Origin of the sequence: Acidovorax sp. KKS102 (assembly GCF_000302535.1) — a bacterium.
Classification (GTDB): Bacteria; Pseudomonadota; Gammaproteobacteria; order Burkholderiales; family Burkholderiaceae_C; genus Acidovorax.
In genome coordinates, this window is sequence record NC_018708.1 from 1,600,473 (window position 1) to 1,625,991 (window position 25,519).

20 protein-coding genes and 1 pseudogene are annotated in these 25,519 nt (G+C 57.5%); 2 read left to right on the forward strand and 19 right to left on the reverse strand.

Going from position 1 to position 25,519, the window contains the following annotated elements; all coding sequences use genetic code 11:
• Positions 1-40: 40 nt before the first annotated feature.
• The 11 genes and pseudogenes from C380_RS07260 to C380_RS07315 all read right to left on the reverse strand — a co-directional run bounded on the left by C380_RS07260 (position 41) and on the right by C380_RS07315 (position 13,609).
• Positions 41-1,153 (reverse strand): glycosyltransferase family 4 protein, encoded by a 1,113-nt coding sequence (locus tag C380_RS07260; protein ID WP_015013213.1) that lies wholly within the window; start codon positions 1,151-1,153, stop codon positions 41-43.
• A 4-nt stretch (positions 1,154-1,157) separates the two neighbouring features.
• The gene (locus C380_RS07265) at positions 1,158-2,303 is read right to left on the reverse strand and encodes a glycosyltransferase (RefSeq protein ID WP_015013214.1); all 1,146 of its coding nucleotides are present in this window, start codon (positions 2,301-2,303) and stop codon (positions 1,158-1,160) included.
• A gap of 106 nt (positions 2,304-2,409) precedes the next feature.
• On the reverse strand, positions 2,410-4,296 hold the full coding sequence (gene asnB, locus C380_RS07270) for an asparagine synthase (glutamine-hydrolyzing) (protein ID WP_015013215.1): 1,887 nt from the start codon (positions 4,294-4,296) through the stop codon (positions 2,410-2,412).
• Positions 4,297-4,301: 5 nt separating this feature from the next.
• Positions 4,302-5,495, reverse strand: a complete 1,194-nt coding sequence (locus tag C380_RS07275) for a glycosyltransferase (RefSeq protein WP_015013216.1) — start codon at positions 5,493-5,495, stop codon at positions 4,302-4,304.
• 335 nt (positions 5,496-5,830) lie between these two features.
• Positions 5,831-6,592, reverse strand: coding sequence for a hypothetical protein (locus tag C380_RS24930; protein ID WP_148279927.1), 762 nt, complete (start codon positions 6,590-6,592; stop codon positions 5,831-5,833).
• Complete coding sequence (locus C380_RS24370) at positions 6,556-7,836, reverse strand: lipopolysaccharide biosynthesis protein (RefSeq protein WP_015013218.1); 1,281 nt, start codon at positions 7,834-7,836, stop codon at positions 6,556-6,558. The genes C380_RS24930 and C380_RS24370 overlap by 37 nt, the downstream gene beginning before the upstream one ends.
• A gap of 615 nt (positions 7,837-8,451) precedes the next feature.
• Positions 8,452-9,586: pseudogene (locus tag C380_RS24375) on the reverse strand (IS3 family transposase).
• A gap of 82 nt (positions 9,587-9,668) precedes the next feature.
• A complete protein-coding gene (locus tag C380_RS07300; RefSeq protein ID WP_015013221.1) occupies positions 9,669-10,751 on the reverse strand; it encodes a DegT/DnrJ/EryC1/StrS aminotransferase family protein in 1,083 nt (360 codons plus the stop codon).
• A gap of 12 nt (positions 10,752-10,763) precedes the next feature.
• Positions 10,764-11,351, reverse strand: a complete 588-nt coding sequence (gene wbpD / locus C380_RS07305; protein WP_015013222.1) for a UDP-2-acetamido-3-amino-2,3-dideoxy-D-glucuronate N-acetyltransferase — start codon at positions 11,349-11,351, stop codon at positions 10,764-10,766.
• On the reverse strand, positions 11,351-12,301 hold the full coding sequence (locus tag C380_RS07310; RefSeq protein ID WP_015013223.1) for a Gfo/Idh/MocA family protein: 951 nt from the start codon (positions 12,299-12,301) through the stop codon (positions 11,351-11,353). The genes wbpD and C380_RS07310 overlap by 1 nt, the downstream gene beginning before the upstream one ends.
• 3 nt (positions 12,302-12,304) lie before the next feature.
• Positions 12,305-13,609 carry a nucleotide sugar dehydrogenase gene (locus C380_RS07315; protein ID WP_015013224.1) on the reverse strand — a complete coding sequence of 435 codons (1,305 nt, stop codon included), beginning with the start codon at positions 13,607-13,609 and terminating at the stop codon, positions 12,305-12,307.
• 138 nt (positions 13,610-13,747) lie between these two features.
• Here C380_RS07315 and C380_RS07320 point away from each other — a divergent pair, with 138 nt between their 5' ends.
• Positions 13,748-14,719, forward strand: a complete 972-nt coding sequence (locus tag C380_RS07320) for an IS481 family transposase (RefSeq protein ID WP_015013225.1) — start codon at positions 13,748-13,750, stop codon at positions 14,717-14,719.
• On the opposite strand, the gene C380_RS07325 is transcribed toward C380_RS07320, so the two are convergent.
• Positions 14,680-16,602: a nucleoside-diphosphate sugar epimerase/dehydratase gene (locus C380_RS07325; protein WP_015013226.1), complete on the reverse strand. Its 1,923-nt coding sequence runs from the start codon at positions 16,600-16,602 to the stop codon at positions 14,680-14,682. The two genes, C380_RS07320 and C380_RS07325, sit on opposite strands and share 40 nt — an antisense overlap.
• A 61-nt stretch (positions 16,603-16,663) precedes the next feature.
• Positions 16,664-17,302: an LON peptidase substrate-binding domain-containing protein gene (locus tag C380_RS07330; protein WP_015013227.1), complete on the reverse strand. Its 639-nt coding sequence runs from the start codon at positions 17,300-17,302 to the stop codon at positions 16,664-16,666.
• A 79-nt stretch (positions 17,303-17,381) separates the two neighbouring features.
• On the opposite strand from C380_RS07330, the gene C380_RS07335 reads away from it, so the two are divergent.
• Positions 17,382-17,933 (forward strand): YggT family protein, encoded by a 552-nt coding sequence (locus tag C380_RS07335; RefSeq protein WP_015013228.1) that lies wholly within the window; start codon positions 17,382-17,384, stop codon positions 17,931-17,933.
• Positions 17,934-18,047: 114 nt separating this feature from the next.
• Here C380_RS07335 and accD read toward each other — a convergent pair whose 3' ends face one another.
• From accD to C380_RS07365, 6 genes are all read right to left on the reverse strand, one after another.
• On the reverse strand, positions 18,048-18,920 hold the full coding sequence (accD, locus tag C380_RS07340) for an acetyl-CoA carboxylase, carboxyltransferase subunit beta (RefSeq protein WP_015013229.1): 873 nt from the start codon (positions 18,918-18,920) through the stop codon (positions 18,048-18,050).
• A 115-nt stretch (positions 18,921-19,035) separates the two neighbouring features.
• The gene (gene trpA, locus C380_RS07345) at positions 19,036-19,845 is read right to left on the reverse strand and encodes a tryptophan synthase subunit alpha (RefSeq protein WP_015013230.1); all 810 of its coding nucleotides are present in this window, start codon (positions 19,843-19,845) and stop codon (positions 19,036-19,038) included.
• Entirely contained in the window at positions 19,846-21,129 is a 1,284-nt protein-coding gene (gene trpB, locus C380_RS07350) for a tryptophan synthase subunit beta (protein WP_015013231.1), read from the reverse strand.
• The gene (locus C380_RS07355; protein WP_015013232.1) at positions 21,107-21,907 is read right to left on the reverse strand and encodes a phosphoribosylanthranilate isomerase; all 801 of its coding nucleotides are present in this window, start codon (positions 21,905-21,907) and stop codon (positions 21,107-21,109) included. Before C380_RS07355 ends, trpB begins: the two co-directional genes overlap by 23 nt.
• Positions 21,904-22,725: a tRNA pseudouridine(38-40) synthase TruA gene (truA, locus tag C380_RS07360; RefSeq protein WP_015013233.1), complete on the reverse strand. Its 822-nt coding sequence runs from the start codon at positions 22,723-22,725 to the stop codon at positions 21,904-21,906. The genes C380_RS07355 and truA overlap by 4 nt, the downstream gene beginning before the upstream one ends.
• Positions 22,726-22,778: 53 nt before the next feature.
• Positions 22,779-25,394, reverse strand: coding sequence for a FimV/HubP family polar landmark protein (locus tag C380_RS07365; protein ID WP_043565244.1), 2,616 nt, complete (start codon positions 25,392-25,394; stop codon positions 22,779-22,781).
• Positions 25,395-25,519: the final 125 nt, after the last annotated feature.

Here is a 25,519-nt window from a genome sequence, read left to right on the forward strand (position 1 = left end):
CCCTTGCTACACAGGGGCTAAAGCTTGATTTGACGTAGTTTCATCCTAGTTCTCGATAGAGTTCCAATAACTTGGCCTCTTCCATGGCCCAGTTGTATTTTTCCGCAACTGCGCGCTGGCCGTTGCGGCCCAAAAGCTCAGCTTCTTTGGGGTGGGTGAGCAGGTAATCGATGGCGGACGCGATGGCTGCGCTGTCCAATGGGTCTACACACAGACCACAGGCGTTGCCCTCGATGATTTCGCGCCACAGGGGGAAGTGGGACGCGATGACGGGCACGCCAGCTGCCATGTATTCAAACATCTTCACTGGCAATGCATCGATGTAGTTGATGACAGGGTGCAGGGTGACCAAGCCCGCCACCGAACGATCCAGTGCAGCCTTCACCCCGGCTCTGTCCAGCCAGCCCAGCTCATCGACCCATTGCCAGCCGGCTTGGTTGCGCACCTGCACTTCAAAATCAGGCTCAGAAAATTTGCCACCAAGCTGCAAACGCACCCCACTGCTCGTTAACCTCATTGCCTGCACCAGCTCCGAAATGCCGCGAATACGGCTAATTCCACCTACATAGCACACCTGTTTTTTCTTCTGCGACCAATCCAGTTCGTCGCTGGAAAGCTCGCCCAACATCGGAAAGTTGTTGATATCTACCGTGTGCACACCCATAGCGGCAAACTTGTTGCGAATAAAGGGGGTGGCTGCCACCACCGCATTCATCTTGCGGCAGGCCCAACGCTCATAAAATGCAAAAACTTTAGACACCAACCACCCGGCGGGCTTGTTTAGATAGGGCTTGCCTAGAATTTGGTTGGGAACATCTTCATGCGCATCAAAAATCACCTTCTTACCGGATTTTTTCAGCCTCAGTCCTATTGGAATTAACTCGGGGTCGTGCAGGTGGTAGATATCAGAATTCAATGCCAGTGCCTTGGCCAAAACCCGTCCAGGCGCGTGGCGCATTCGATCCAGCCGCCCCTTGGATGCCCCTGCATCGTGAATCGCAACCCCATTTTTTATCTCGTCGCCCTTGCAATCGGCCACCACCAAACTGACGCTATAACCGTGCTGGGCCAATGAGGTGCATTGCTTGAGAAAGATACGCGTATCAAAGCGAGTGTGGGCCGAGGTGAGGTGTGTGACTTTCTGAAGCTTCATGCCTTTATCCATTTGCTTCCAGCATGTCTTGATAAGCCGCGAGCATTTTTTTCTCTTGCACTTCCCAAGCATGTTCACACGCTACACGGTAGGCATTGGCCTTCATGATCGTCAAGTCTCGTATCAAAAAATCACCAATAGCCTTGTTAACCCCTGTTGCTGATAAATCGCAGATGGCGGTGCCGATCTGATTTTTGCTGACAAAATATGACATGTCTTTTGTATTTGAAGTCAGTACCGGCAATCCGGTCATGATATATTCAAATAATTTGTTAGGCATGCAATATTCGTGGTTCAGGCAGGTATTTTCAATTAAATTAATTCCAATGTCGGCAGAGGCTGTATATTCAAGCACCACTTGGGGCTTGACGGCAGGGTGGAAAAATATGTTCTGCTGCTGTAAGGCGGCTTTCTTGATATGCTCTTCTAATGGGCCATAACCCATAAAAACGGCAACTACCTTGTCATCACTTCTAGCCTTGAAGGCATCCAAAATCAGGTGTATGCCTCGCCCTGGGGCTAAGCCGCCTTGGTACAGCAATATGGTTTGATTATTGCGAATGCCCAGCTGCTCGCGGAAGTGGTTGTTGATTTTAATTTCCCGTTTATGCGGGGCATTTAAAATGACCGATGGGCGAGCGATTTTGTATTCATTGGCATACCAATCTGCAATGCTTTCGCTGACGGCAAACATTAAATCGTGGCAATTAATGAGTCGTTTCTCTAGCCACTTGGAAAGAGATTTTCTTAAGCTCTTTCCGCCTGTTTGTTCGGTTTCTAGTTCGTGTGCATCATAAATCAGGCGGGAATTGGAAAATAGTTTGTAAAAGCAGGCGATTGGCAGCACGCCTAGGGCGTGGGCATTCACCACCTGGGGTTTGAATTTTGCCAATAGCCAAGTGGCACGAATGAAAAATTCGATATATTTTATAGCCTGAAAAATTAAATTTTTCGGCAAACTCCTGGTAAGCAATTGGATTCGATAGAGCTCTATCCCCGGAGTGATGATTTCGTGTTTCTTTAGTGAGGGCGATCCTAGTGCGATAATTATGATGGTTTCGAAAGTTCTTGCGCGAATCAAAGAATTCACCTGTTTTAGAACTCGGCTGGCATTGGTGAATTCATTTATGTTGAGGTGCGCGTTACGCATTTTAAAACTCGCCCCTTAATATATATTTGCATTTAATTGTGTTTATTGAATTAAAACAACAATCGATTCGATGTGATGAGAATAATATTCCTTTGCATTGCAGTTTTCATTGGTTGGATTGGGCAAGCCATCGATGAAAGTTCACCCAACGCCAAACTTGCCATGAAAAGGGTTTTTTCCCGGTAACAATTTGATTAAATTCTTTTATTACTTGGGGTTGATCAAAGAACGGCAATTTCAAATCTTCCCGCAACCACTCCGTCACCGTCGGCGCCATGCCAAGGATCCAGGATTTTTCTGGCGTTTCGAATCCAATTTTATCGCGCCGATCTAAAACAACATCAGGCACAATACCGCGCAGAGCGGCCCTAAAAACATGTTTGGTTTCACCTTGGTGAGAGATAAGGTAATCCTCAGGCATAGAGAGCAGCAAATTCACCATATCTAGCGTCAAAAAAGGCACGCGACTTTCCACCGAAAAGCGCATAGAGTTTCGATCGCCATGGCGCAGCAGCCCGGGCAAGCCGCGACGACTGAGGGCCATCGCCAGCTCAGCCATTACGCGGCGGCCGGCGGTATGGCTCTCCGGCTGTTGGCGTGGCACCTTCAAGCGCACTTGAGCCTCTTGCAAGGGGCCTGCCCGCACCCATGAGGGTATGGGGCTTCGACCATGGATGTGGCGCAGTAATGCGTACATGTCTCCCTGCACGGTGTCTGATGCCAAGTATTTGGCCGCTAGTATCCGGCTGCGCCCAGGCCACTGAGCCCATTCATTCCAAAAAACCCACGCCTTTTCCCATTGCCCAATCTCAAGCAGACTGCGCAGTCGCTGGCCTGGATAACCGATGTAGCCGGCGAGCATTTCATCGGCGCCCTGGCCGTCCAGCGTGACTGTGATGCCGTTCTCCTTGGCTAGTTGGAACACGCGGTACTGCGCGTAGATGCTGGTGCTGCCAAAAGGCTCGCCCTGGGTGCGGATCATGTCGTCCAAGTCGCGCGCCAGCTCTTGCGGGGTGACGATGACTTTGTGCGATTCGGCGCGGACATGGGTGTTGACGCGATCGACCCAATGCTCTTCGCTCATGCCGCTGCCCGAGGCAATGTAGCTAAAAGTGTGGATGGGCAGGTCTGGCTCCACATGGCGCATGGCGCAGACCACTGCGGATGAATCAATACCTCCCGACAGCGCCGCTCCCAACGGCACATCGCTGCGCAAGTGCAGGCGAATGTTTTGCAAAAACTGCTCGCGCACCTGCTCCACGGCATTGTCAAAGGTCCAACCGGGGCGTTCGGTGATGCTGGGCACCCACCAGCGTTGCGGTGTGCTGGGCTGGCCGGTGCTTAGATTTACGCTGAGCCAATGGCCGGGGGGCAGGTGATGCACACCAGCATAGAACGTATCGGGCGTGCTGTCGTAGTCGCCGTGCACCAGATAGTCATAGGCGCGCTGCCAATTGAGCGCCGGTTTGCCGGGCAGCAGTTGCAGCAGCGCGGGCAGTTCTGACGCAAAACGAAAGCCGTCATCATTCTTTGCACTATAGAAAAACGGCTTGATACCAAAAGCGTCACGCACGCAGGTTAGCGTGGAACTTTGTCTGTCTAGCACGGCAAAGGCAAACATGCCTGCCAGGCGCGGAAGGCAGGCCCGGCCCCAGCATGCCCATGCGGCCAGTAACACTTCGGTGTCGGTGTCAGACGTAAAGCTGTGCCCCAGCGTGCGCAGCTCGGCGCGCAGTTCGCGGTAGTTGTAGATCTCGCCGTTGAAGACAATGACCCAGCGCCCGTCTTGCGAGTGCATTGGCTGGTGGCCTGCTGCGCTCAGGTCGATGATGGACAGTCGCACCTGCCCCAGCCCTACCAAAGCGGGGTTGAAGGGATAAAACTTGTAGCCTTGGTCGTCCGGCCCGCGGTAGCGCATGGCATGCAGCGCTTGGGGCAGCTTGATTTGGGCGGGAGCGGGTTGTGTCCACCAGCCGCCGGCAATGCCACACATGGGTATCAGTCCTTTTTCAATATTTCTTCATACAGCGCACGCAATTGGCGCACCACAGCGGCGCGGGAAAAGCGCTGTTCAAAATCTTGCCTTATGGAGTGTGGGCTGTAGTCTGCCCAGTGCATGGCCATGGTTTGCATGGCCTGACTGAGGGCGGGCACATCATCTACATCCACAAGCATGCCGTTGGTGGCGTTGATAATGAATTCTGGACCGCCGCAGCGGGTGGCAATGATGGGTTTGCCACTGGCAAGGGCCTCTGCATAGACCACGCCAAAGGTTTCGTGGCGCGAGGGCATGACGTAGATATGGCAGTCGATAAACAGTTTGGGCGCCTGCGCCCGGCTAACGGGCCCAAGCCAGCGCACCCGGTCAGCCAGCCCCAGGGCCTGCGCCTTCGCTTGGTATGCAGCGCGTTCCGGGCCATCGCCGCCAATGCGAAATTCAAAATGCTCAGCTGGCGGATTCCACAGCGCAATGGCATCCAGCAAATGATCGATGCCTTTCTGCTCGGATATACCGCACAGGGTAAAAAACACTGTCTTGCTGCTGTTGGGCTGACCCAGGGCAAAGGCGGACTCATCCACCAAATTGGGGATAACGCGCGGCGCCGGATAGCCAAACGAGGCCACCCGCTGCGATAGCGAGGGGCTGACGGCAATAGCGGCCGCTGCCTTTTGAAAAGCCTGTGCGATTTCCGGTATCGGCTGACCGCCGCGCATCAAATGGGGAAACGGAAAAGGACTCATGTGCTCAGTCAGCACATAGGGAACATCAAACTCTTGTGATAGTAGCGACGCTATGTAACCAGCCGGATAGCTGACATGAGCGTGGATGAGATCCACCCGGCCAAAGCGCTGCTGCGCGAGTTGGAAGTTGCGGCGGTTCACGGCAAGAAACTGTCGAGCATGGCCCCAGAGGGTGCGTTCACTTAACTCCAGCGAGGGGTTGAATACCTCCCACCAATTGCCGTCGCCGCTAACGACATCGTGCTTTTGTCGTAGGCGCCATCCCAACTGTCGCAACATCCGGGGCACATTGCGAACGGGCAGTCCGTTGTCTCCCTGCCCCCAGAGGCTGACGATGACGCGTATGTCGGTGGCGATTGCCGCAATGGCCTGTGCTTGCTCTTGGGTGAAAGAGCCAGAGAGTGGGGCGCTGGTGCTGGGGTACCAGGATGGGAGGAGGAAGAGGTTCACTGTGGGTTCTCTGAAATCGACATACCGCACCAACTCACCTGCAACCGAAAGATAAGGAGTGCAAAATTGAAATAAATATATTCATTATTGAAATGGTGTGGTATGCAGATTTGCTGGGGATTTCTTAAGCCATTTTTTTATATTTTGCAGTGAATATAAGCTGGTCAGCAATTGGCCTGTAAAAGCGGAGTCGAAGGCAAAGTGGCATGCGGTTTCGAGAGCGTGAAGCGCAGTGTAGGTTGTTTTGAGCTCTTTGGTTTTTTAATGCCCTAATTGATAAATAAATATGGGATTGACTGCTGTTCTTGTGCTTTTGAAATCACCTGTGGTTGAAATTAGATATCTTTCTGTAATCCAATTTTCCACGCTCGAAGAGCCTCTCGCTTGTATAGTAATAAATAACGCTCGTGACTGCCTTTAATGTAGTCCTTTATTCGTGCATCAGGTTCGGGTAGTGAGAAGGGCGGAGAGAGGAGATTTATTAGTCTAAAACCTCCCATGAAGGTGTTTTTATTTTTAATATTTTCTGTGGCGTGCGATGTGATGAGTAGGTATTTGATGTTTGATTTGGTGAAGTTGTCTATTAAATTAAAAACATCTGCATTGGGCAAGTGAAAAATCAAATCTCGGCACATCCAAATATCGGCATCAGGAAGGCTGTCTTTAATTACGTCCAGTGAGATAAATTTTCGGGTATCGTTGCCGAATTTTTGGTTTAAATCAAAAATTAGTCCGTCAACAATGTCAGCGCCAATATAATTGATGGGGGTCTGGAATTTTATTTCTTTGAACCAATTGAAGTCGCCGCACGGGGCGTCTAGAATACTGGAGGCATGTAGGTGATTTAGTAGTATCGGTATTTCCTTTCGAATGTGCTCCGTGTACAGCAATGTTGACCCATCACCAGATTTTGTCTCTTTATTATTCCAATGATTTTTGGCCCAGTAGTCGGAGAAAATTTTTTTTGAATCCTTGCCTAGGTTGCTTATTTTTAGTCGAAAGAGGTAAATTTTCCAACGAATGTGCCAGATTTGTATGAGCGCGGGGCCCAATATGTGTTTCAATGCATTTTTGATTTTTTTTGATTTGATTTGCATGTTAGATAATAAATGACAATGGATTCAATAAAAATAACATTGATGAGTTCGCATAGTGATAGCCATTTTATATAATCCATGCTGCTCTCAAAAAACAATGCGGCCCCTATTCTGTAAATTGGCTGAATCAAGCCAAAAAATAACAATATTTTTTGCTTGTTAAGGATTATAAAAATCGAGGTTGTGGGTGAAAATATAAAATATATCATTGTTGAGAATATCAGCCACTCGGCCATCTGGCCGGATTTTTGCCATTGATCGCCAAGAAGGAATGAAAAAACTTCCGTTCCGTATAATGCAATAGTGATGGTTGGTAGTGTGGAGAGTGCCCCGAGGATTTTGCTTACTTTAATGTATCGATGCCGAACGGCATCTATGCCGAGATGAATGTCGGAGGATATTTTTTGAAAAAAAACTTGTGAAACCGCCCCGCCAATTAATGCCGCTGGTAAGGCCAGAGCTTTCATGGACATGCTTAGTTGTCCGGCATCATCTGCGCCAAATCTCGCTGCAATCAGCACCACGGGCACTTGCAGTGTTATTACATCCAGCAAGGCTGTCGGCAGCAGGTATTTGGGAGCATTTTGGTGAGCGTATGCTGTCGCTTGTAGTTGATGCTTTTGCCAAAGATGTGTGGCAGAGCGGCCCAACCACATGGCAATCAGGCAGAGGCATGCGCTTGCGATAATTTGGGCAATCAGTAAACCATGGCTTGTATCCAACAAGCCTAAACATACTGACAATCCGGCTACGCCGGCACTTTGCCCTACACGCAACCAAGCCATGTAGCTGTACTTTTTTTGTCGATTCATCCAGCCTTGCATGACTGCCAGCGTGGATGCAGTCCCAGCCGTCAAAATAGCGATTGGAATCCAATTCCCTAATGCACTTAGCCCCATTTTTTCTTGCAGAGCCATCGGTAGCAATGCGCTCAACAAGGCCAGAACTATCGATAGCCCACCGCCAAGAATCAAACTCAAAAGCACAAGATTGGCGGACTCAATATCTACTTTGGGTAGCAGTATCGAGGTTTCATATCGCAGAGTTACAAGTGTTGCCCCTACACTCACTACTGCCAAGAAGACTGCTAGCAGTCCAAAGTCACTGGGCGTATACAACCGTGCGAGTAGTGGGGTGACTGCGATGGCGATCCCCTGTGCAATCACCGTGCCAAACGTCAAGGTGGCAACATCTCTTGCAGCACTTCCTGGCTGGAAGCGAGATGTAATTTTTTGCAGAAGCATTTAAGTGGGCCACTTGGCAAAAAAGCCAAAAATAGATAAAAAATATGCACGCATGCTGAAATTATCAGGGAGATGCAGGCTGGTAGTAAATGGCAGCAAAAAAACTAATGACCTGCTTCGTTGTTGTTAAACCTGTCATCATTCTTATACTGCATGCAAATGAGGCGCGTGGTAGCAGACGATTTGCGGCTGCTGATAATTGGACAGCCAGATCCATTTAATTAAGCTTGCCAGATGAATTTGAAGGGCTACAGGTCATTTGGGCAGCCTGTTTTATTGCACGGCATATCTCATATCAAACTGCAGCCTCAAATCCACCCCCGCCAAGGGGGTGAGGAAGTAGTACCGGTGCAAGCAGCCGCTCTCGCTCCTTGGAGAGGGGGGAGCGGGAGCAGCCTCTGCGACAAATGCATAGTCTGGATATATCTTATGTAATTTAACCAGGGTGAGTGGTCAGTGACCTTGGCTCAGGTCCGGTGCTGGTGCTTGTGTTGTCGGTGGCAGAGTCGGTCCCCATGACATGCCCCCTGTAGACGTACCAATCAAAAGTGAAAGTCCGGGCTCAAGATTACTCGATGGGTGGACTGCTGCCGGTATAGTAGACAACCCCACGACTCAAGCCGCGGCGCGTTCAAACGCCTCGGCGCTGATGCAGCCCAGATGACTGTGGCGGCGGGTACGGTTGTAGAGCGCTTCGATGTAGTCGAAGACATCTGCGCGTGCCAGGTCCCAGGTCTTGTAGATGCGCTTCTGGATGCGTTCCTTTTTCAGACTGCTGAAGAATGACTCGGCAACAGCATTTGTCCAGCAGTTGCCGCGCCGGCTCATACTGGGTTCGAGGTTGTGAGCTGCACAGAAGCGCTTGAAGTCATCGCTCCCATATTGACTGCCGTGGTCGCCGTGCACCAGGACGGGCGCCTGCAGGCTTGCGGCGCCACACCGCCCTCAACAGGGCATCAAGCGCCAGCTCCCTGCCGAGCGTTGCCTTCATGGGCCAGTCCAACCTTGCGTGCGTAGAAGTCCAACACCACCGCCAGATACAGCCAGCCCTGCCACGTCCGGATATAGGTGATGTCGGTGACCCAGACCCTGGTGTGCGCGTGCACGGTGAGCTCGCGCTGTAGACGGTTGGGCGCAATGAGGGACGGCCTTCCTGCAATCGAGCGTGGCTTCTTGTAACCATGTACGGCCTTGATTTGGTGGCGCTGCGTGAGCCGCTCCAAACGATGCAGGCCGCAACTCTCTCCCGCTTCACGCAGGTCGCCAAAGACACGCCGAGCGCCATTAACACCCTAACTGGCAACGTAGGAATGCCGAATGAACTCCAGCAGCCTGGCATCGTCCTTGGCCCGCTCGGACAGCGGGCACTTCAACCCGGCATAGAAGCCCGCGCGTCCCACCTGTAGCACCTTGCACATCAGGGCCAGCGGATATTCATGACGATGCTCGTTCATGAAGCGGTACTTCACTCAGGCTCCCAGGCAAAGTACTGCGCGGCTTTTTTTAGAAGGTCGCGCTCCTCTTCAACTCTGCGCATCTGGGCCCGCAGACGAAGGGTCTGGCTCTTGACTTCGAGCAGCTCCTTGGACTGCTGCTCAGACTTGTCCGGCGACACAGCCTTGACACACTTGTACAAGCTGTGCGCCGAGACGCCCAAACGACCTGCAACATCGGGCACGGTATACCCACGCTCGACAACCTGTTTGACTGCTTCTTCCTTGGATTCCGGTGTAAACCTCGGGGTGCCCATCGCACTTCCTCCTATGTTCAAAGGATAGGCGGGGGGCGTCTACCGGACCACGGCCAGTCCACTCCAGGGGGCATGCATTTGTTTATACGCCGTGCAGCGCCTCTACGATGCATCGAATGCCTATGTCATCCAGATACGGGTGCATGGGCAGGCTCATCACTCGCTGTGCCACAGCATCGCCCACAGGCAGCAGGGCGGCGCGGTCGGCCACGGCGGGCTGTCGGTTGAGCGGTATTGGGTAATGCACGGCGGTTGGGATGCCGGCGATCTTGAGTCTTGCTTGCACCGCATCTCGGTGATTGACCTGGATGGTGTATTGCGCCCACGCGCTTTGGTTGTGAGTTTCGATGTAGGGCGTGGCGACGATGCCAGCTTGGGTCAGCAATGCGGTATAGCGCCGGGCCACTTGTTGGCGCAGGGCGAGTTCTTCGTCCAGCACGGCGAGCTTAGGCAGCAGGATGGCGGCTTGCAGGGTGTCGAGTCGGCTGTTGACACCTACGCGAATGTGGTGGTACCGCTGCTCCTGTCCATGGCGGGCAATCTGGCGTATCGCAGTGGCTAGAGTTTCGTCATTGGTAAAGATGGCTCCACCGTCGCCGTAGCAGCCCAGTGGCTTGCTGGGGAAGAAGCTGGTGCAGGCCATCGTTGTGAGGTTGCAGCTTTTTCGGCCTTTGTACGTGGCGCCGAAGCTTTGGGCGGCGTCTTCAATCACGGGGATGCTGAAGCGTGCGGCCATAGCGTTGATGGCATCATAGTTGGCGCACTGGCCATACATGCTGACGGGAATAATGGCTTTTGTACGCGGGGTGATGGCGGCTTCAAGTAAGGCGGGGTCAAGGTTATAGGTACGGGGGCACACATCTATGTACACTGGCCTAGCACCCAGTAAAGCCACGGTTTCAGCGGTGGCTATGTAAGTAAAGCCCGGGGTGATGACTTCGTCGCCGGGACCTATACCGAGTGCCATTTGGGCAATTTGCAGCGCATCGGTCCCGTTGGCGACTGTGATGCAGTGTTTTGCTCCGGTGTAGGCGGCTAGCTTTTGCTCGAGCTCCGCCACTTCAGGGCCCAGAATGTATTGACCATGCTGTAGTACGCGCTGGATGCCGGCATCAATCTCAGCCTTCAGGCGCTGATATTGGCTTTTGAGATCGATGAAGTCCATGGCTTGACACGTTTACGCTAGCAATTTGGTGAGGGTGTGGCCATCCAGCACGTAACGGGCACCGGTATGGGGGCATGTGGTTTCAGCGGGGCCTTGCAGAGGGAGATCCAGTTGCTCGCCAAACTCGCTCATCCAGCCAATTTGTCGCGCAGGCACGCCTACCATGAGTGCGTAGGCAGGCACGTCTTTGTTGACAACGGCGCCCGCGCCCACAAAGGCGTATTCGCCAATGGTGGAGCCACACACGATGGTGCAGTTGGCGCCCAGGGTGGCCCCCTTTTTGGCCAGGGTATTGCGGTATTCGCTTTTGCGTTCAATTAGCGAGCGCGGGTTGTAGACGTTGGTAAATACCATGCTGGGGCCACAGAACACGCCATCTTCCAGTGTGACGTTGTCGTACACGCTAACGTTGTTCTGGATTTTGCAGTGGTCACCAATGATGACTTTGTTGCCTACAAACACGTTTTGGCCTAGTGAAACGTCTTTGCCTATGCGTGCACCGGCACAAACATGGACAAAGTGCCAAACGCGGGATCCTTCGCCAATCTGCGCACCATCGTCGACGATGGCGCTGGGGTGGACAGTGTAGGTTGCGGTCATTATTTGCCGATCCGTGCCACGTAGGGGTGCACTTCGCAGTCGGCACCCCTCACGGGCTGGGCTGTGCGGATAGCGCAGACGGTCTCTATGCAGTGACGGGCATCGGCCAGGCCATAGCCGCGATCGGCCAAAATTTCGCGGTAGCTGGCGGTGTGCAGGTCGGTAAAGCCTTCGGAAAATTCGAGCTGATCGCCGCTGATGCTGATGTTGCGGTAGGTGGGTTTTTTGCCTTTGACGTCTTCGGGCAGGTCGTTGGCGTCGATTGACAGGAACCAGCGGACGCGGGCTCGTTCGTATTCGAGGTAGCCAGCGGCCTTGGAGTCGGCCCTGTAATGCACCACGTTGCGCTGCAGTGCTCCAAAGATAAAGTGCAGCATGTCGTAGAAGTGCACGCCTATGTTGGTGGCCACGCCAAAAGATTTGCGCGGGTCGCCCTTCCAGCTCTCGGCATACCACTTGCCGCGGCTGGTGATGTAGGTTAATTCGACATCAAATTTGGTGGTGGAGGGGGCCGCCCGTACTTTTTCACGCAGTTGAATGATGGCGGTGTGGTGGCGCAATTGCAGGATGTTGAACACGCGCTTGCCCGTTTCGCGCTCCACCAGAGCCAGTTCGTCTAGCAGTTCCGGGGTGGGCACCAGAGGTTTTTCGCAGATCACGTCGGCGCCCAGGCGCAGGCCGGCGCAAATATGCGCATGGTGCAAATGATTGGGCGAGCACACTGTCACATAGTCCAATGCGTTAGCCCGGCTACGTCGCAGTGTTTGGGCATGTTCGTAAAAGCACTCAAAGCTGGTGAAGAAGTCCGCTTCAGGCGCCAGGCTGTCGATGATGCCCACAGAATCGTTCAAGTCATAGGCAGCGCTCAGGCGGCAGCCGGTGTCTTTGATGGCGCGCATGTGGCGTGGGGCAATGTAGCCGGCAGCGCCTATCAGTGCAAAATTTTTCATGAGTCAGAGTCGAAAAACGGTAAACCCTGCCTGGGCCAGTTCGTCGCGGTCATACAGCGACTTGATGTCTGCCAGCACAGGGCTGACATGGCGGCAGTAAGCACGAAGTTGCTCGGCAGAAAGCGCTCGGTAGCTAGTATGTCCAACCGCCACGATCAGTGCGTCTACAGGGTGGTGTTCGTCGATGGTTCCTAGCGCAATGTTGTATTCCAGTTGCACTTCTTGTGGGTTGGCAACGGGATCGGCAACCACCACGTCCATGCCCCAGATTTGCAGCTCGCGCACCAAATCGACGACCTTGCTGTTACGGATATCTGGGCAGTTTTCCTTAAAGGTGATCCCCAATACCCCGACTTTGCAGCGCGGTGCATCCATGCCCGCGCGCAGCATCATCTTGACCGTGCTGCGCGCTGCGTAGCCTGCCATGTTGTCGTTGATGCGACGGCCCGCCAGAATGATTTGCGGGTGGTAGCCTACCTGCTCGGCCTTGTGGGTGAGATAGTATGGGTCCACACCAATGCAGTGCCCACCTACCAGACCTGGTCGGAAAGGAACGAAATTCCATTTGCTACCAGCGGCTTCAAGGACCTCTAGCGTGTCGATGTCCAGCCGGTTGAACAATATTGAAAGTTCGTTCATCAAGGCAATGTTCAGATCACGCTGAGTGTTTTCTATGACTTTGGCAGCTTCTGCAACCCGGATGCTACGCGCTTGGTAAGTGCCTGCAGTGATGATGCGACGGTAGAGTTGATCAACAGCCTCCGCGGCTTCAGGTGTGCTGCCACTTGTGATCTTGCGGATGCGCGTTAGCGTATTGATCTTGTCGCCAGGATTCACGCGCTCTGGGCTATAGCCACAAAAAAAGTCATGGTTGAAGCGCAATCCGGAGGAGCCCTCCAGCACTGGTACACAGACATCTTCAGTGACGCCTGGGTAGACCGTGGACTCATAGATCACCAGAGCACCCGGGCGCATGGCGTGCCCTATGGTTTGACTCGCTTTGATCAACGTCGACAAATCTGGGCGCTTGGCATCGTCCACAGGCGTGGGGACTGTCACGATGTAGATATTGCAGTCTTCTAGATCTTTGGGGTTTGAGCTGTATTGCAACTGCGTGGCAGCCTGTATCTGCTGCGCGCTTGTTTCTTGCGTTCGGTCGTAACCTGATTGCAATTCAAGGATGCGTGGTTGGTGTATATCGAAACCGACAACGGGAAAATGCTTGCCAAACTCGACGGCCAGTGGCAGGCCAACATAACCAAGACCGATGATGGCAATTCGGGGTTTTGTTGCGATGGAGGTCAGCATGGTGTTTGCATTGGGTCTGGTTGATAGCTGTCACATCCCGGACGATTGCATAGACTCCAAACGCTATCCACTCTTCATGGCGCGAGCGGTTCTAAAGGAGTTGATAGAGTCCTTGCAATCCACCCAGGGAGTGAAGCCATGTTGATAGCCCTGCACAAGAACGCCCGCACCACGCCCGCCGTGCGCGCCGAGATCGCAGCCAGCAATGAACCAGCCAGCGTCCTGGCCCAGCGCTTTGGGATCACTGAGCAGACGGTCTACAAGTGGAAGAAGCGTTCCGTCTTTGCAGACCGCTCTCACACTGCCCACCACCTGCAGACCGTGCTTACGCCAGCACAAGAAACAGTGGTGGTTCACTTGCGGCGTACCTTGCTGCTGCCTTTGGATGACCTGCTGGCCGTGACACGGGAGTTCATCTGTCCCCATGTCTCGCGCTCCGGGCTGGACAGGTGCTTGCGCCGCCATGGAGCGGGCAACCTCAATGCTCTAAAGCCCCAGCAGCCTGCGCTGGCCTACAAGACCTTCAAGAGCTACGAGCCAGGCTACGTGCACATGGACGTGAAGTACCTGCCCCAGATGCAGGATGAGAGCAGCCGGCGCTACCTGTTCGTGGCTATCGATAGGGCCACGCGTTGGGTGTTTGTGCAGCTCAAGTCCAACAAGACCGCCGCCAGTGCACAGGCCTTCCTCAAGGCGTTGCACAAGGCCTGTCCGATCAGGATCAACAAGCTGTTGACCGACAACGGCAAAGAGTTCACGGACCGTCTGTTTGCCAGCCGGGAACGCGAACCCAGCGGCAACCATGAATTCGATCAACTGTGCCAGGAGTTAGGCATCGAGCACCGACTGACCAAGCCCAGAACACCCAGAACCAACGGCATGGTGGAGCGATTTAACGGCCGCATTGCGGACGTTTTGAAGACCCACAGGTTCAACAGCCGCGAAGACATGGAGCAAACCCTGCTGCGCTATGTGGCCTTGTACAACCACCAGTTACCGCAGTCAGCGCTCAAGAGCAGTACGCCGATGCAGGCGATGAAAGAGTGGTACCAGACCCACCCGCACCTGTTTCACAAGCGACTATATGATCGTACGGGATGCGACAGATAGCCACTCACCAGTAAAGAGAGCGAGCGCTTGAGTGCTGCTTCGTCATTCGCATTGGCGGCTTCTTGCAGCGGCTGCAAGGTGGCTCGCAACTCCGACCACTGGCAGAATTCCTCACGGGCTCGCCGGATGCGCGGATGCGCCGTAGCTAGGGGGTTATCACCAATCAGCAGTTCTTCGTACAGTTTTTCACCAGGGCGCAGTCCTGTGAACTCTATGGCTATATCGCCCTGTGGGTGCTCTGCATCGCGCACTGTCAAGCCTGAAAGAGCTACCATGCGTCGCGCCACATCAAGGATACGAACGGGTTCTCCCATATCCAGAAGGAACAGATCACCGCCTTCCGCCATGGCTCCCGCCTGTAGCACAAGCTGTGCTGCCTCGGGAATGGTCATGAAATAGCGTGTCACTCCGGGATGGGTGACCGTCAGTGGGCCACCTGACGTGATCTGACGCCGGAACAGGGGAATCACGCTACCACTAGAGCCCAGTACATTTCCAAAGCGCACCATGGAAAGGCGTGTGGGGCAGGACCATGGGACGGCTCGTTCTGGTAATACATCCTCGAACGGGGATACTCTGCTGGCGGCAATTGCTTGTAACACTTGCTCGGCCACGCGCTTGCTGGCTCCCATTATGTTGGTGGGACGCACAGCCTTATCAGTAGATACAAGCACAAAGTTTTGCGCTCCGTATTCAAGGGCTATTCGCACCATGTTGAGCGTTCCAAAGACATTGTTGATCACACCTTCCCCTGCGTTGGCCTCCACCATGGGAACGTGCTTGTAGGCAGCCGCGTGGTAGATTGAATCAGGCCGGTGTTTGCGGCAGATGTCGGCAATGCGATGCGGGTTGACCACGCTGGTCAGCAGCGGCATCAGTTCGCAGGTGTGAGCGCCCTGATCCCGTAGCGCCTGCAGCTCGTGGTGGACCGCATACAGCGCATACTCGCTATGGTCTACGAGTAACAGCTTCGCAGGACCTTCGTTAACGATCTGACGGCACAATTCGCTCCCGATGCTGCCACCTGCTCCCGTGACAAGCACCACCTGACCTGTAAGACCGTTCCCAAGCAGGCCATGTTGGGCGGCGACGGGCTCGCGCCCCAGCAGATCTTCAACGTCCAGCTCTTGGAAATCTGTCACGCTCACGCGACCACTGGCTAGGTCGGATAGACCTGGTAGTGTGCGGACGCGCACAGCTGAACGACCAAGGTTCTGAATGATTTGATGTCTTCGCTGGCGTGTGGTGCTGGGAAGCGCGAGTAGCACGTCAGTGATGTTGAGCTGTTCAATCAGCTCAGGCAGCTTGTTGGGAGTGCTAACGTGTACGCCGTTGATGGTGCTGCCCGTCTTTTTGGGGTCATCGTCCAAAAAGCCCATCAGCTGATACTGCCGCATGTTTTGCATGGCGGCTGCAGTTTGCGCGCCTGCGCTGCCGGCCCCATAAATCAGCAACCGATGAGTCGTATTGCGGGGCTTGCCAGCAAGCCAGAACCAGCCCAAGGCACGGCTGGAGCCCACCATTAGGAGCAAAATTATTGGTTGTAGTACGCCTACACTGCGCGGTACGCCCTCCCATTGCGCTATAAGCAAAATGCAGAAAAGTAGGGCTCCGTAGAGCGCGACGGCTTGTCCTGTGGTGATAAGCGCCGCAATTCCGGTATAACGAAAAATGGCTCGATACAAGCCAGCATGGATGAATATGGGCAGCGCCAATGCTGGCGCCAAGCCATAAACCAACCATTGCAGTCCCGTGGGCGAATGTGGTGTATCGAGCCGTAGACTGAAAGCCAGCCACATGGCAACAAGGCTCATGCACAGGTCCAAGCTCACCACAAAAAGCCGTTTGGTGGAACGCGGCCACGAGAGGATTGCGCTCAACATGGGGGTACTTGATGTCATGACCGATGGCGTTGCTGACGCGTAAGCAAATGGCGCACGTTCATCAGGACGGCGCTATCCCCGTCCGCTCCAGTACATCCCCCACCAATTCCAGACGCACCAGCGGATTGTCCAGCTCCATCAACCGCTGTTTCAGCTCGAGGGGGACGGGCAGCAATTCACACCACCTGTTGGCTACCCAGCCGCAATCATCCAGTTGCGCTGCGGTAGGCGTTACCAAGTGGGGCATGCCCGGGTCGCGTACCTGGAGAGTGTTTAAAACCTGCGCCAATGCCGTTGACGCCTTTTTGAGGTCCTCTGGGACCGGTACGGTCAGATCCCGTTCGATATGGCCTACGTCTGCTGTCCACAAACCGTGTGGCAAGTGGCGGCGCTGGGTGATCCGAAAACGCTGGCTACCACGGCATAGCACAGTGATCAGTCCAGGCTGTGGTGTTTCCAGTTGCTCGATGACGGCGAGGGTGCCGATGTCGTTGAAGCGTTCCTCCGGTGCGCCAGCTTGGCGTACTTCCTGTCCCTGGGTGAGAGAGACGACGCCAAATGGTGCGCCTGCTTGGTGGCACTTGCGCACCATGTCCAGGTAGCGCACCTCAAACACCCGCAGCGCCAGCACCCCGTCCGGGAACAGGACGGAGCCCAGGGGGAAAAGCGGCAGGGACGACAAGGTGAGGGGTGGGGTCATGGGCGCGCGGGTGCCTTGGCCCGCTATCATCCCATGACACTGTCGGCTTTTGCTGCGCACCACTGCTTTTGTCTCATCCATGCTCTATCAGATCGCCTCTTTCCTGCTTGATGTTGTTGGCGGCTTGCTGACCGGGGCCTGCCTCTTGCGGCTGTACATGCAGTGGCAGCGGGTGCCGTTTTCCAACCCCGTTGGTGGGTTGGTGTTTGCATTGACCGACTGGCTGATCATGCCGCTGCGCCGGGTGATACCACCGGCGGGGCGTTGGGATGTGTCCAGCCTGGTGGCAGCGATGCTCGTGCAACTGGTGCAGTACGCGTTGTTGACGTTGCTGCTGGGAGCTGGCTCGGCGTGGGCATGGTTGCCCTGGCTGGCCTTGTTCGGTCTGCTGCGCGTGGCGGTCTCGGGGCTGATCGGCCTGCTGATCGTCTATGCGGTCCTGTCCTGGATACAAGGCGGTCGTTCGCCGCTGGCCGATGTGATTGCACGGCTGTGCGAGCCCGTGTTGCGACCATTTCGCCGGGTGATTCCGCTGATGGGCGGCTTTGATCTGTCACCCTTGGTGGCGCTGGTGGTGCTGCAGGTCGCGATGATCGTTTTGGGCCATTTGCAGGCCAGTGTGATGCGTTGAGGCACCAAAACGGCCCAATGCGCCAGGCGCATATGACTTAATTGCTATTGAAAATATAGCATTGGTGGTGGGGGATAGGCCCGACCCAGTCCCTTCCCAGGGACTGGGTGTTATTCACATCACCGCGTCGGCGGGCAGTCGTTGCAGCATGGCCAGGCTGCTGGCGACGGTGTTGCGCAGCTCGCGGCGGTCGCAGATGAAGTCCACGGCGCCCTTGGTCTGCAGGAATTCGGCACGCTGAAAGCCCTCAGGCAGGGTCACGCGCACGGTGGATTCGATCACTCGGGGGCCGGCAAAGCCGATCAAGGCCTTGGGCTCGGCAATCACGATGTCGCCCACGAAGGCAAAGCCGGCGCTCACGCCGCCCATGGTCGGGTCGGTCAGCACGCTAATGTAGGGCAGGCCCTTCTTGGCCAAGCGGGTGAGGGCCGCGTTGGTCTTGGCCATCTGCATGAGAGACAGCAGGCCTTCCTGCATGCGCGCACCGCCGGTGGCGGTGAAGCAGATAAAGGGCACCTTCTGCTCGATGGCGGTTTCCACGCCGCGCACAAAGCGCTCGCCCACCACGGACCCCATGGAGCCGCCCATGAAGTCGAACTCGAAGCAGGCGGCGACCACGTTGATGCTCTTGACCGCGCCGCCCATGACGATGAGAGCGTCAGTCTCGCCAGTGTTCTCCAGGGCTTCCTTCAGGCGCTCGGGGTACTTGCGGCTGTCCTTGAACTTGAGGGCATCCACAGGCAGCACTTCCTGGCCGATTTCGTAGCGGCCTTCGGCGTCCAGAAAGGCGTCCAGGCGGGCGCGCGCGCCAATGCGGTGGTGGTGGCTGCAATGGGGGCAGACATTCTGGTTGTGTTCCAGATCCGCCTTGTAGAGCACCGTTTCGCAGCTCGGGCACTTGATCCAGAGGCCTTCGGGCACCTGGCGGCGCTCGGTGGGGTCGGTTTGCTGGATTTTGGCGGGCAGAAGTTTTTCGAGCCAGGACATGGTGTTCTCCTCTTCAGTGGCGCGACTTGCTACAAAGCCCGTAGGCGTTTGCGGGGCAGGCCGGGTGTGAATCTGTCGGCGCACCCCGCAGGATGCGCCGGGCTGCATTATGCGACTAGGCGTCCAGGGCCTTGCGGATGCCGCGCAGGAAGTCGATGGTCAGGGGCACCACCTTGGCGTGCTCCTGGTCTTCAATCAACTGGATGATGCGGCTGCCGATGACCACGGCATCGGCCACCTTGCCGATGGCCTGGGCGGTGGCGGCGTCGCGGATGCCGAAGCCCACACCCACCGGGATGGTCACGTGCTGGCGAATACGGGGCAGCATCTGCTCCACGGCCGCCGTGTCCAGCGCGCCTGAGCCGGTCACGCCCTTGAGCGATACGTAATACACATAGCCGCTGGCCACACGCGCCACCTGGGCCATGCGCTCATTCGTGCTGGTGGGGGCCAGCAGGAAGATCAGGTCCATGCCGTGCGCGCGCAGGCTGGCGGCAAAGGCTTCGCATTCTTCGGGCGGGTAGTCCACGATGAGCACGCCGTCCACGCCCGCAGCGGCAGAGTCGCGCACAAACGCGCCATCACCGTGCTTCTGGTCGTAGCGTTCCACAGGGTTGGCATAGCCCATCAACACCACTGGCGTGGTGCTGTTGCGCTTGCGGAACTCACGCACATGGTCGAGCACCTGCACCATGCCAATGCCCAGGCTGAGGGCTTTTTCACCCGCCTTCTGGATCACCGGGCCGTCGGCCATGGGGTCGGAAAAGGGCACGCCCAGCTCGATCACGTCGGCACCGGCCTCGACCATGCCGTGCATGAGCGCGGGGGTGATGTCGGCAAACGGGAAACCGGCGGTCACATAAGGAATCAGCGCCTTGCGGCCCTGGGCTTGCAGGGCAGAAAAGGTGGATGCGATACGGCTCATTTATTTCACCACCTTGATGGGTTGCTCGCCGCCCTTGACGGACTGCCCCTGGCAGCTGGGTCGGCAGTAAAAGTCGGCGCCGCTCAGGTCGGCCACCGTGCCGATGTCCTTATCGCCCCGGCCCGAGAGGTTGACCAGGATCGACTGGTCTGGGCGCATGGTTTTGGCCAGCTTCATGGCATAGGCCACGGCGTGGCTGGATTCGAGCGCAGGGATGATGCCCTCGGTGCGGCACAGGTAGTGGAAGGCGTCCAGCGCTTCCTGGTCGGTGATGCCGACGTACTCCGCGCGGCCGATCTCCTGCAACCAGGCGTGCTCGGGGCCTACGCCGGGGTAGTCCAGGCCCGCGCTGATGCTGTGGGTTTCGGTGATCTGGCCGTTGTCATCCTGCAAGATGAAGGTGCGGTTGCCGTGCAGCACGCCCGCGCTGCCTTTTTGCAGCGATGCGGAGTGCTTGCCCGACTCCAGGCCTTCACCCGCAGCTTCCACGCCAATCAGGCGCGTTTTCTCGAACGGGATATAGGGGTGGAAGATACCCATGGCATTGCTGCCGCCGCCCACGCAGGCGATGACGGCATCGGGTTGCTGGCCCAGCACCTTTTGCTCGGTCAGCATAGCAGGCATTTGCTCAATGCATTCCTTGCCGATCACGCTCTGGAAGTCGCGCACCATCATGGGGTAGGGGTGTGGGCCCGCCACGGTGCCGATGATGTAGAAGGTGTTGTCCACATTCGCTACCCAGTCGCGCATGGCGTCGTTCAGTGCGTCTTTCAGAGTCTTGCTGCCGGACTCCACGGGCACCACCGTGGCGCCCAGGAGCTTCATGCGGTACACGTTGGGGCTCTGGCGCTTCACGTCTTCGGCGCCCATGTACACCACGCATTCCAGGCCGTAGCGGGCGCAGATGGTGGCCGTGGCCACGCCGTGCTGGCCCGCGCCGGTTTCTGCAATCACACGGGGCTTGCCCATGCGCTTGGCCAGCATGGCCTGGCCGATCACGTTGTTGATCTTGTGCGCGCCGGTGTGGTTCAGGTCTTCGCGCTTGAGGTAGATCTGCGCGCCGCCCATTTCGCGGCTGGTGCGCGCCGCATGGTAGATGGGAGACGGGCGGCCAACGAAGTGCTTGAGTTCGTACTGGAATTCGGCCAGAAACTCCGGGTCGTTCTGGTAGCGCGCGTAGGCCTCGCGCAGTTCCTGGATGGCGTGGGTCAGGGTTTCGCTGACGAAGCTGCCGCCGTAGGGGCCGAAATGGCCGGAGGCATCAGGTTGCTGATAGGAATTCATGGGGGTTCTTTGCAAGTTGTGCATCGGCCGCACGCACGGCGGCAACGAAGCGTTGGATCTTCACGGCGTCCTTGATGCCCTTGATGGGTTTGCCATCGGGGCCATCGGCTTCAACGCCGGAGCTGACATCAACCGCCAGCGAGAGACCCCGCGGGCGGACTTGCAAAATGCCATCGGTCACGTTTGCAGGCGTGAGTCCACCAGACAAAACGAGGTGAGAGCTGACGCTTGGTGGAAGGAGTGACCAATTGAATGCCTTGCCGCCGCCGCCAAACCCGTCGACGTGGGCGTCGAGCAGGATGGCTTGGGCGTGGGAGTAATCGTGGGCGTATTTTACGAGGTCAAACTGCGCCGCTCCATCGCCAAGGGGAATTCGGGCGGCTCGCAGGTAGGGGTGTGCCCCGTGGTGGGTGGCGGCCAGGCAGTCCTGCGGCGTTTCATCACCATGAAATTGCACTGTAGCGCCAGCAATCATTGTGCTGGCTGCTATCACATTAGGAGTGGATTCGTTCACGAACAGCAGCACGGGTGTGACAAACGGCGGCAGGCGCCGGGCCAACTGCGCGGCCCGCTGAGGGGTGACCGCCCGTGGGCTGGGGGCGTAGAGCACAAAGCCCACCGCATCGGCGCCCGCAGCCACGGCTGCATCCACGTCTTCCTCGCGGGTCAACCCACAGATCTTGATGCGGGTGCGTACGTTGGCAGACGCCTGGAAAGGGGTGTGGAGGCGTTGACTGGCGGCTAGAGCCGTTGTGGTCAGTGGGGTGGCCTGGTTCATGGAAGCCAATCATACGCAGCCGTGCGCTGGGGCAGGCCCCAGGCTGCGTCGTAGACGGGCCCTTGAAAGTACAGCCCGTCTGGCGAAAACGTCGGCGCAGCCACCTTGCGGGATCGGGCTGCCAGCACCTCGGCCATCCATTCGGGAGGCTGCGTGCCCTGGCCGATGGCGATCAGGCAGCCCATGATGTTGCGGATCATGTGGTGCAAGAAGGCGTTGGCTTCAAATTCAAAACGCCAGTAACAGGGGCTCCAGCCCAGCTCTGGGTGCGGCGCACTCGCGCCCCGTCGCACGATGTCGATGCGATGCAAGGTTTTGACGGGGGTCTTGGCCTGGCAGGCGGACGCGCGGAACGAGGTGAAGTCATGTTCGCCGATCAGGTAGTCGGCTGCCTGCCGCATGGCGCCATGGTCCAGCGGGTGAAACACCCAGCCCACCCGACCGGCATCTACGCTGGGCCGCACCGGAGACTGCAGCAACACGTAGGCATACCGCCGTGCCACCGCACTGGCGCGTGCGTGAAATTGCTCAGGCACTGCCTGTGCCCATTGCACCGCAATGTCAGGCGGCAGGAAGGTGTTGGTGCCCCGCACCCAAGACGCAGCAGGGCGGTTGAGGGGGGTATCAAAGTGCACCACCTGCATCAACCCGTGCACACCGGCATCCGTGCGGCCTGCGCAGAGCGTGCTGACCGGATGCGTAGCAAAGCGGCCCAGGGCCGCTTCGAGTTTGTCCTGCACGGTGTTGCCAGAAAGCTGGCTTTGCCAGCCGTTGTAGGTCTGACCGTTGTAGCTGACGCCCAGCGCCACCCGGGTCATGGGGTGGCCTGGGGAAGTGCTGGGTGCTAGATCAGCGGATGGGCCGACCGGCATTAGCCCAGTTCGGCCAGCATGCGCTGCGCACGGGTCTTGAGGGCACCGCTGGACTCTGCCACCACTTCTTCAATCAGCGTGCGTGCACCATCCGTGTCACCAATGGCGTTGAACTCCTCGGCCAGTGCCAGCTTGGTGGCCAGAGGGGCGTCTTGCGCTGCGGCCGATCCGTCGTCGGCAAATTCTGGCGCTGCGGCAGCAGGTGCCTTGGCGGCAGGCGCTGCCATGGGCTTGGAGGGGGCGTTCAGGTCCAGAGACAGGTCGCCCAGGTCAAACTCCATCGGGCCAGAATCCTGGGGCTCGCCGCTCAGAGGCATGGGGCCCGACGGAGCCATGCTCAGGTCGTCACCGCTGGGGAAGTCCAGATTGGCAACGGGCGGGGGCGCCATCATGGGGCTGGGTGCGGTTTCCTGGCTGTTCCACGAGGCGCTAGGTTCTTCGGGGATGCTGGGCAAGTCCAGTTCGGGGCGCAGCGTTTGTGGTTCGCTGGCTTCGCTGCGGCTGTTGGCTGCAGTCGCCGCCGCAGCGGCCGCTGCAAACCCACCGGCTGCTGCTGGCGGCGCATCCGTCAGCGCGTCATCGGGCAGGTCCAGATCCAGATCGAGGTCCAGGTCCGGTGGCAAGGCAGCAGCAGGGCTGCCTGCGCCCGTGAAGGTGCTGGGGAAGCCGCCCGGTGGCACCGAGGGCGATTCATCTTCGGCCATGCCGGGGCGGCCGCCGGGTTGGTACAGGCGGTTTTCGGGTTCCAGGTCACGCCCGAGTTCAGCAATCCGGTTCCAGTCGGGCCCTTCGCCTTGGGTCAGCTTGAACACTTCACCCGCGACAGCCTCCAGGGCTTTGCGGTCCTGGCGCTTGGCGTAGATTTCGCCCAGTTTGACGTGCACCGAGACGCGGCCGGGGTTGTGGCGCACGGCCTCTTTCAGGATTTCTTCGGCCTGGAGATCGCGGCCGTAGGCCAGATACACATCGGCTTCTGCCACAGGGTCTACGTCACCGCCGGCATCCAGCTGGCTGGGAGAGTAGGCCATGGACGAGCCCGTGGTCATGTCGCTGTTGGCGGTGTCTACGCGCTGGCCGCCGCTGGCGCCAAAGAACGAGTCGGGCTGAATGCGGCTTTCGAGGAAGGAGCTGTCCACCCCGCCGTTCTGGCGACGGCGCTGGACCAGCCGGTAGGCGCCAAACCCGAGCAGACCCGCGACCAGGATGCCGCCGCCGATGGGCAGCAGCGGGTCGTCCATGAGGGTGGACAAGAAGCCAGGCTCTTCCACCGGCGCGGGGGCAGGCTTGGGAGTAGGCGCTGGCTTGGGTGCAGGTGCGGGGGCGGATGCCTCTGCGGCGGGAGCCGAGGCAGCCGCTTCTGCTGCCACTGCGGTGTCTGCCGGCGTGCTGGCTGCTGCCTCGGGGGCAGAAGCGGGGGCTGCAGGTGCAGCGGGCGCGGTCGGTGTGGCCGGCACGGCTGGGGTCTGCACTGCCACCCCTGCTGGCGCGCTGGCGGCACCTGCGGCGGCCGGCGCGGCACTGCTGCCGGCAGCTGCGGACGCAGCGCTCAGCTTGTTCAGATCGGTAATGTTCTTGGACAACTCCGCCATCCGCGTGGCGGCTTCGCTGGCCTGCTTGTCCTTGGCGACTTGCTCTTCGGCTGCCTTTTGGCCCTTGACGGAGCCTTTGGACAGAGTGAGCTTGTCAGGTGCCGCCGTCGCGGGCTTTTTGTCTTCGACGCGCGTCTGGACGCTGCCAGAGGCAGAGCGCTGGGCTGCTGCCACTTCAGTCGACGGGGCTGCACCCGCCAACTTACGGCGGAAATCATTGAAGTCCCGGGCCTGGGCCGCCAGAATCTGTCGTGCTTCGGGGGCTGGGGTGGATTGTGCTGCGGCCTGGTCAGGCATCTGCAGCACGGCGCCAGCCCTCAGGCGGTTGACGTTGCCCTGGATGAATGCATCGGGGTTGGCGCGCATCATGGCGACCAGCATCTGGTCGAGCGACACGCCGGCAGGCTTGTACGCGTTGGCAAGGCGGCCTGCGGTGTCGCCTGCCTGCACCGTCACACCGTCTGCCGGTACGGGGCGGGGGGCTGTCGCGCGCGGCGCGGCCTGAGCAGCCGTAGGCTCGCTGGCGCGGGCCGTTGCTGCTGGGCGGGTTGCTGGCACTTGGGGTGCAGCAGGTGCAGAAATCTGAGGTGCTGCTGTGACCGCAGGCGCTGCGCGGCGCATGCTGGGCGGATCGAACAGCATGGTGTAGCTGCGAACGATGCGGCCCGATCCCCAGTTGGCATCCAGCACCAAGTCCAGGAAGGGTTCATTCACGGGCCGGTCGCTGGACAAGCGCAACACGGCGGTGCCGTCGGCGCGGCGCTGCAGCTGGATCTGCAGGTTGTTCATGGTCTGCGTGTATTCCATGCCTTGGGCACGGAAGACTTCGGGGGCAGCCGTTTTGGCACGCAGCGAGTCGGCTTCTGCGGGGGTGATCTGTGGCAGGTCGATTTCAGCGCGCAGGGGTTCTCCCAGGGCAGACTGCACGGTGATGCGGCCCAGTGCCAGCGCAGACGCGTCGCTGGTGTAGAAGCCAGCGCAAGCCACGGCCGCGGCCGCCAGGACAGAAAATTTCCAACGATGCATGCTTGCCAACAACTGATGAAGATTTTGTGCGGCTCGGACGAGCGGTGCTTTTTTTGTCATGGTCTGATCCCGCCCCGGCGCGTGAAAATATGTAAAAAGCACCATAGCATCAATGTTTTGCACTG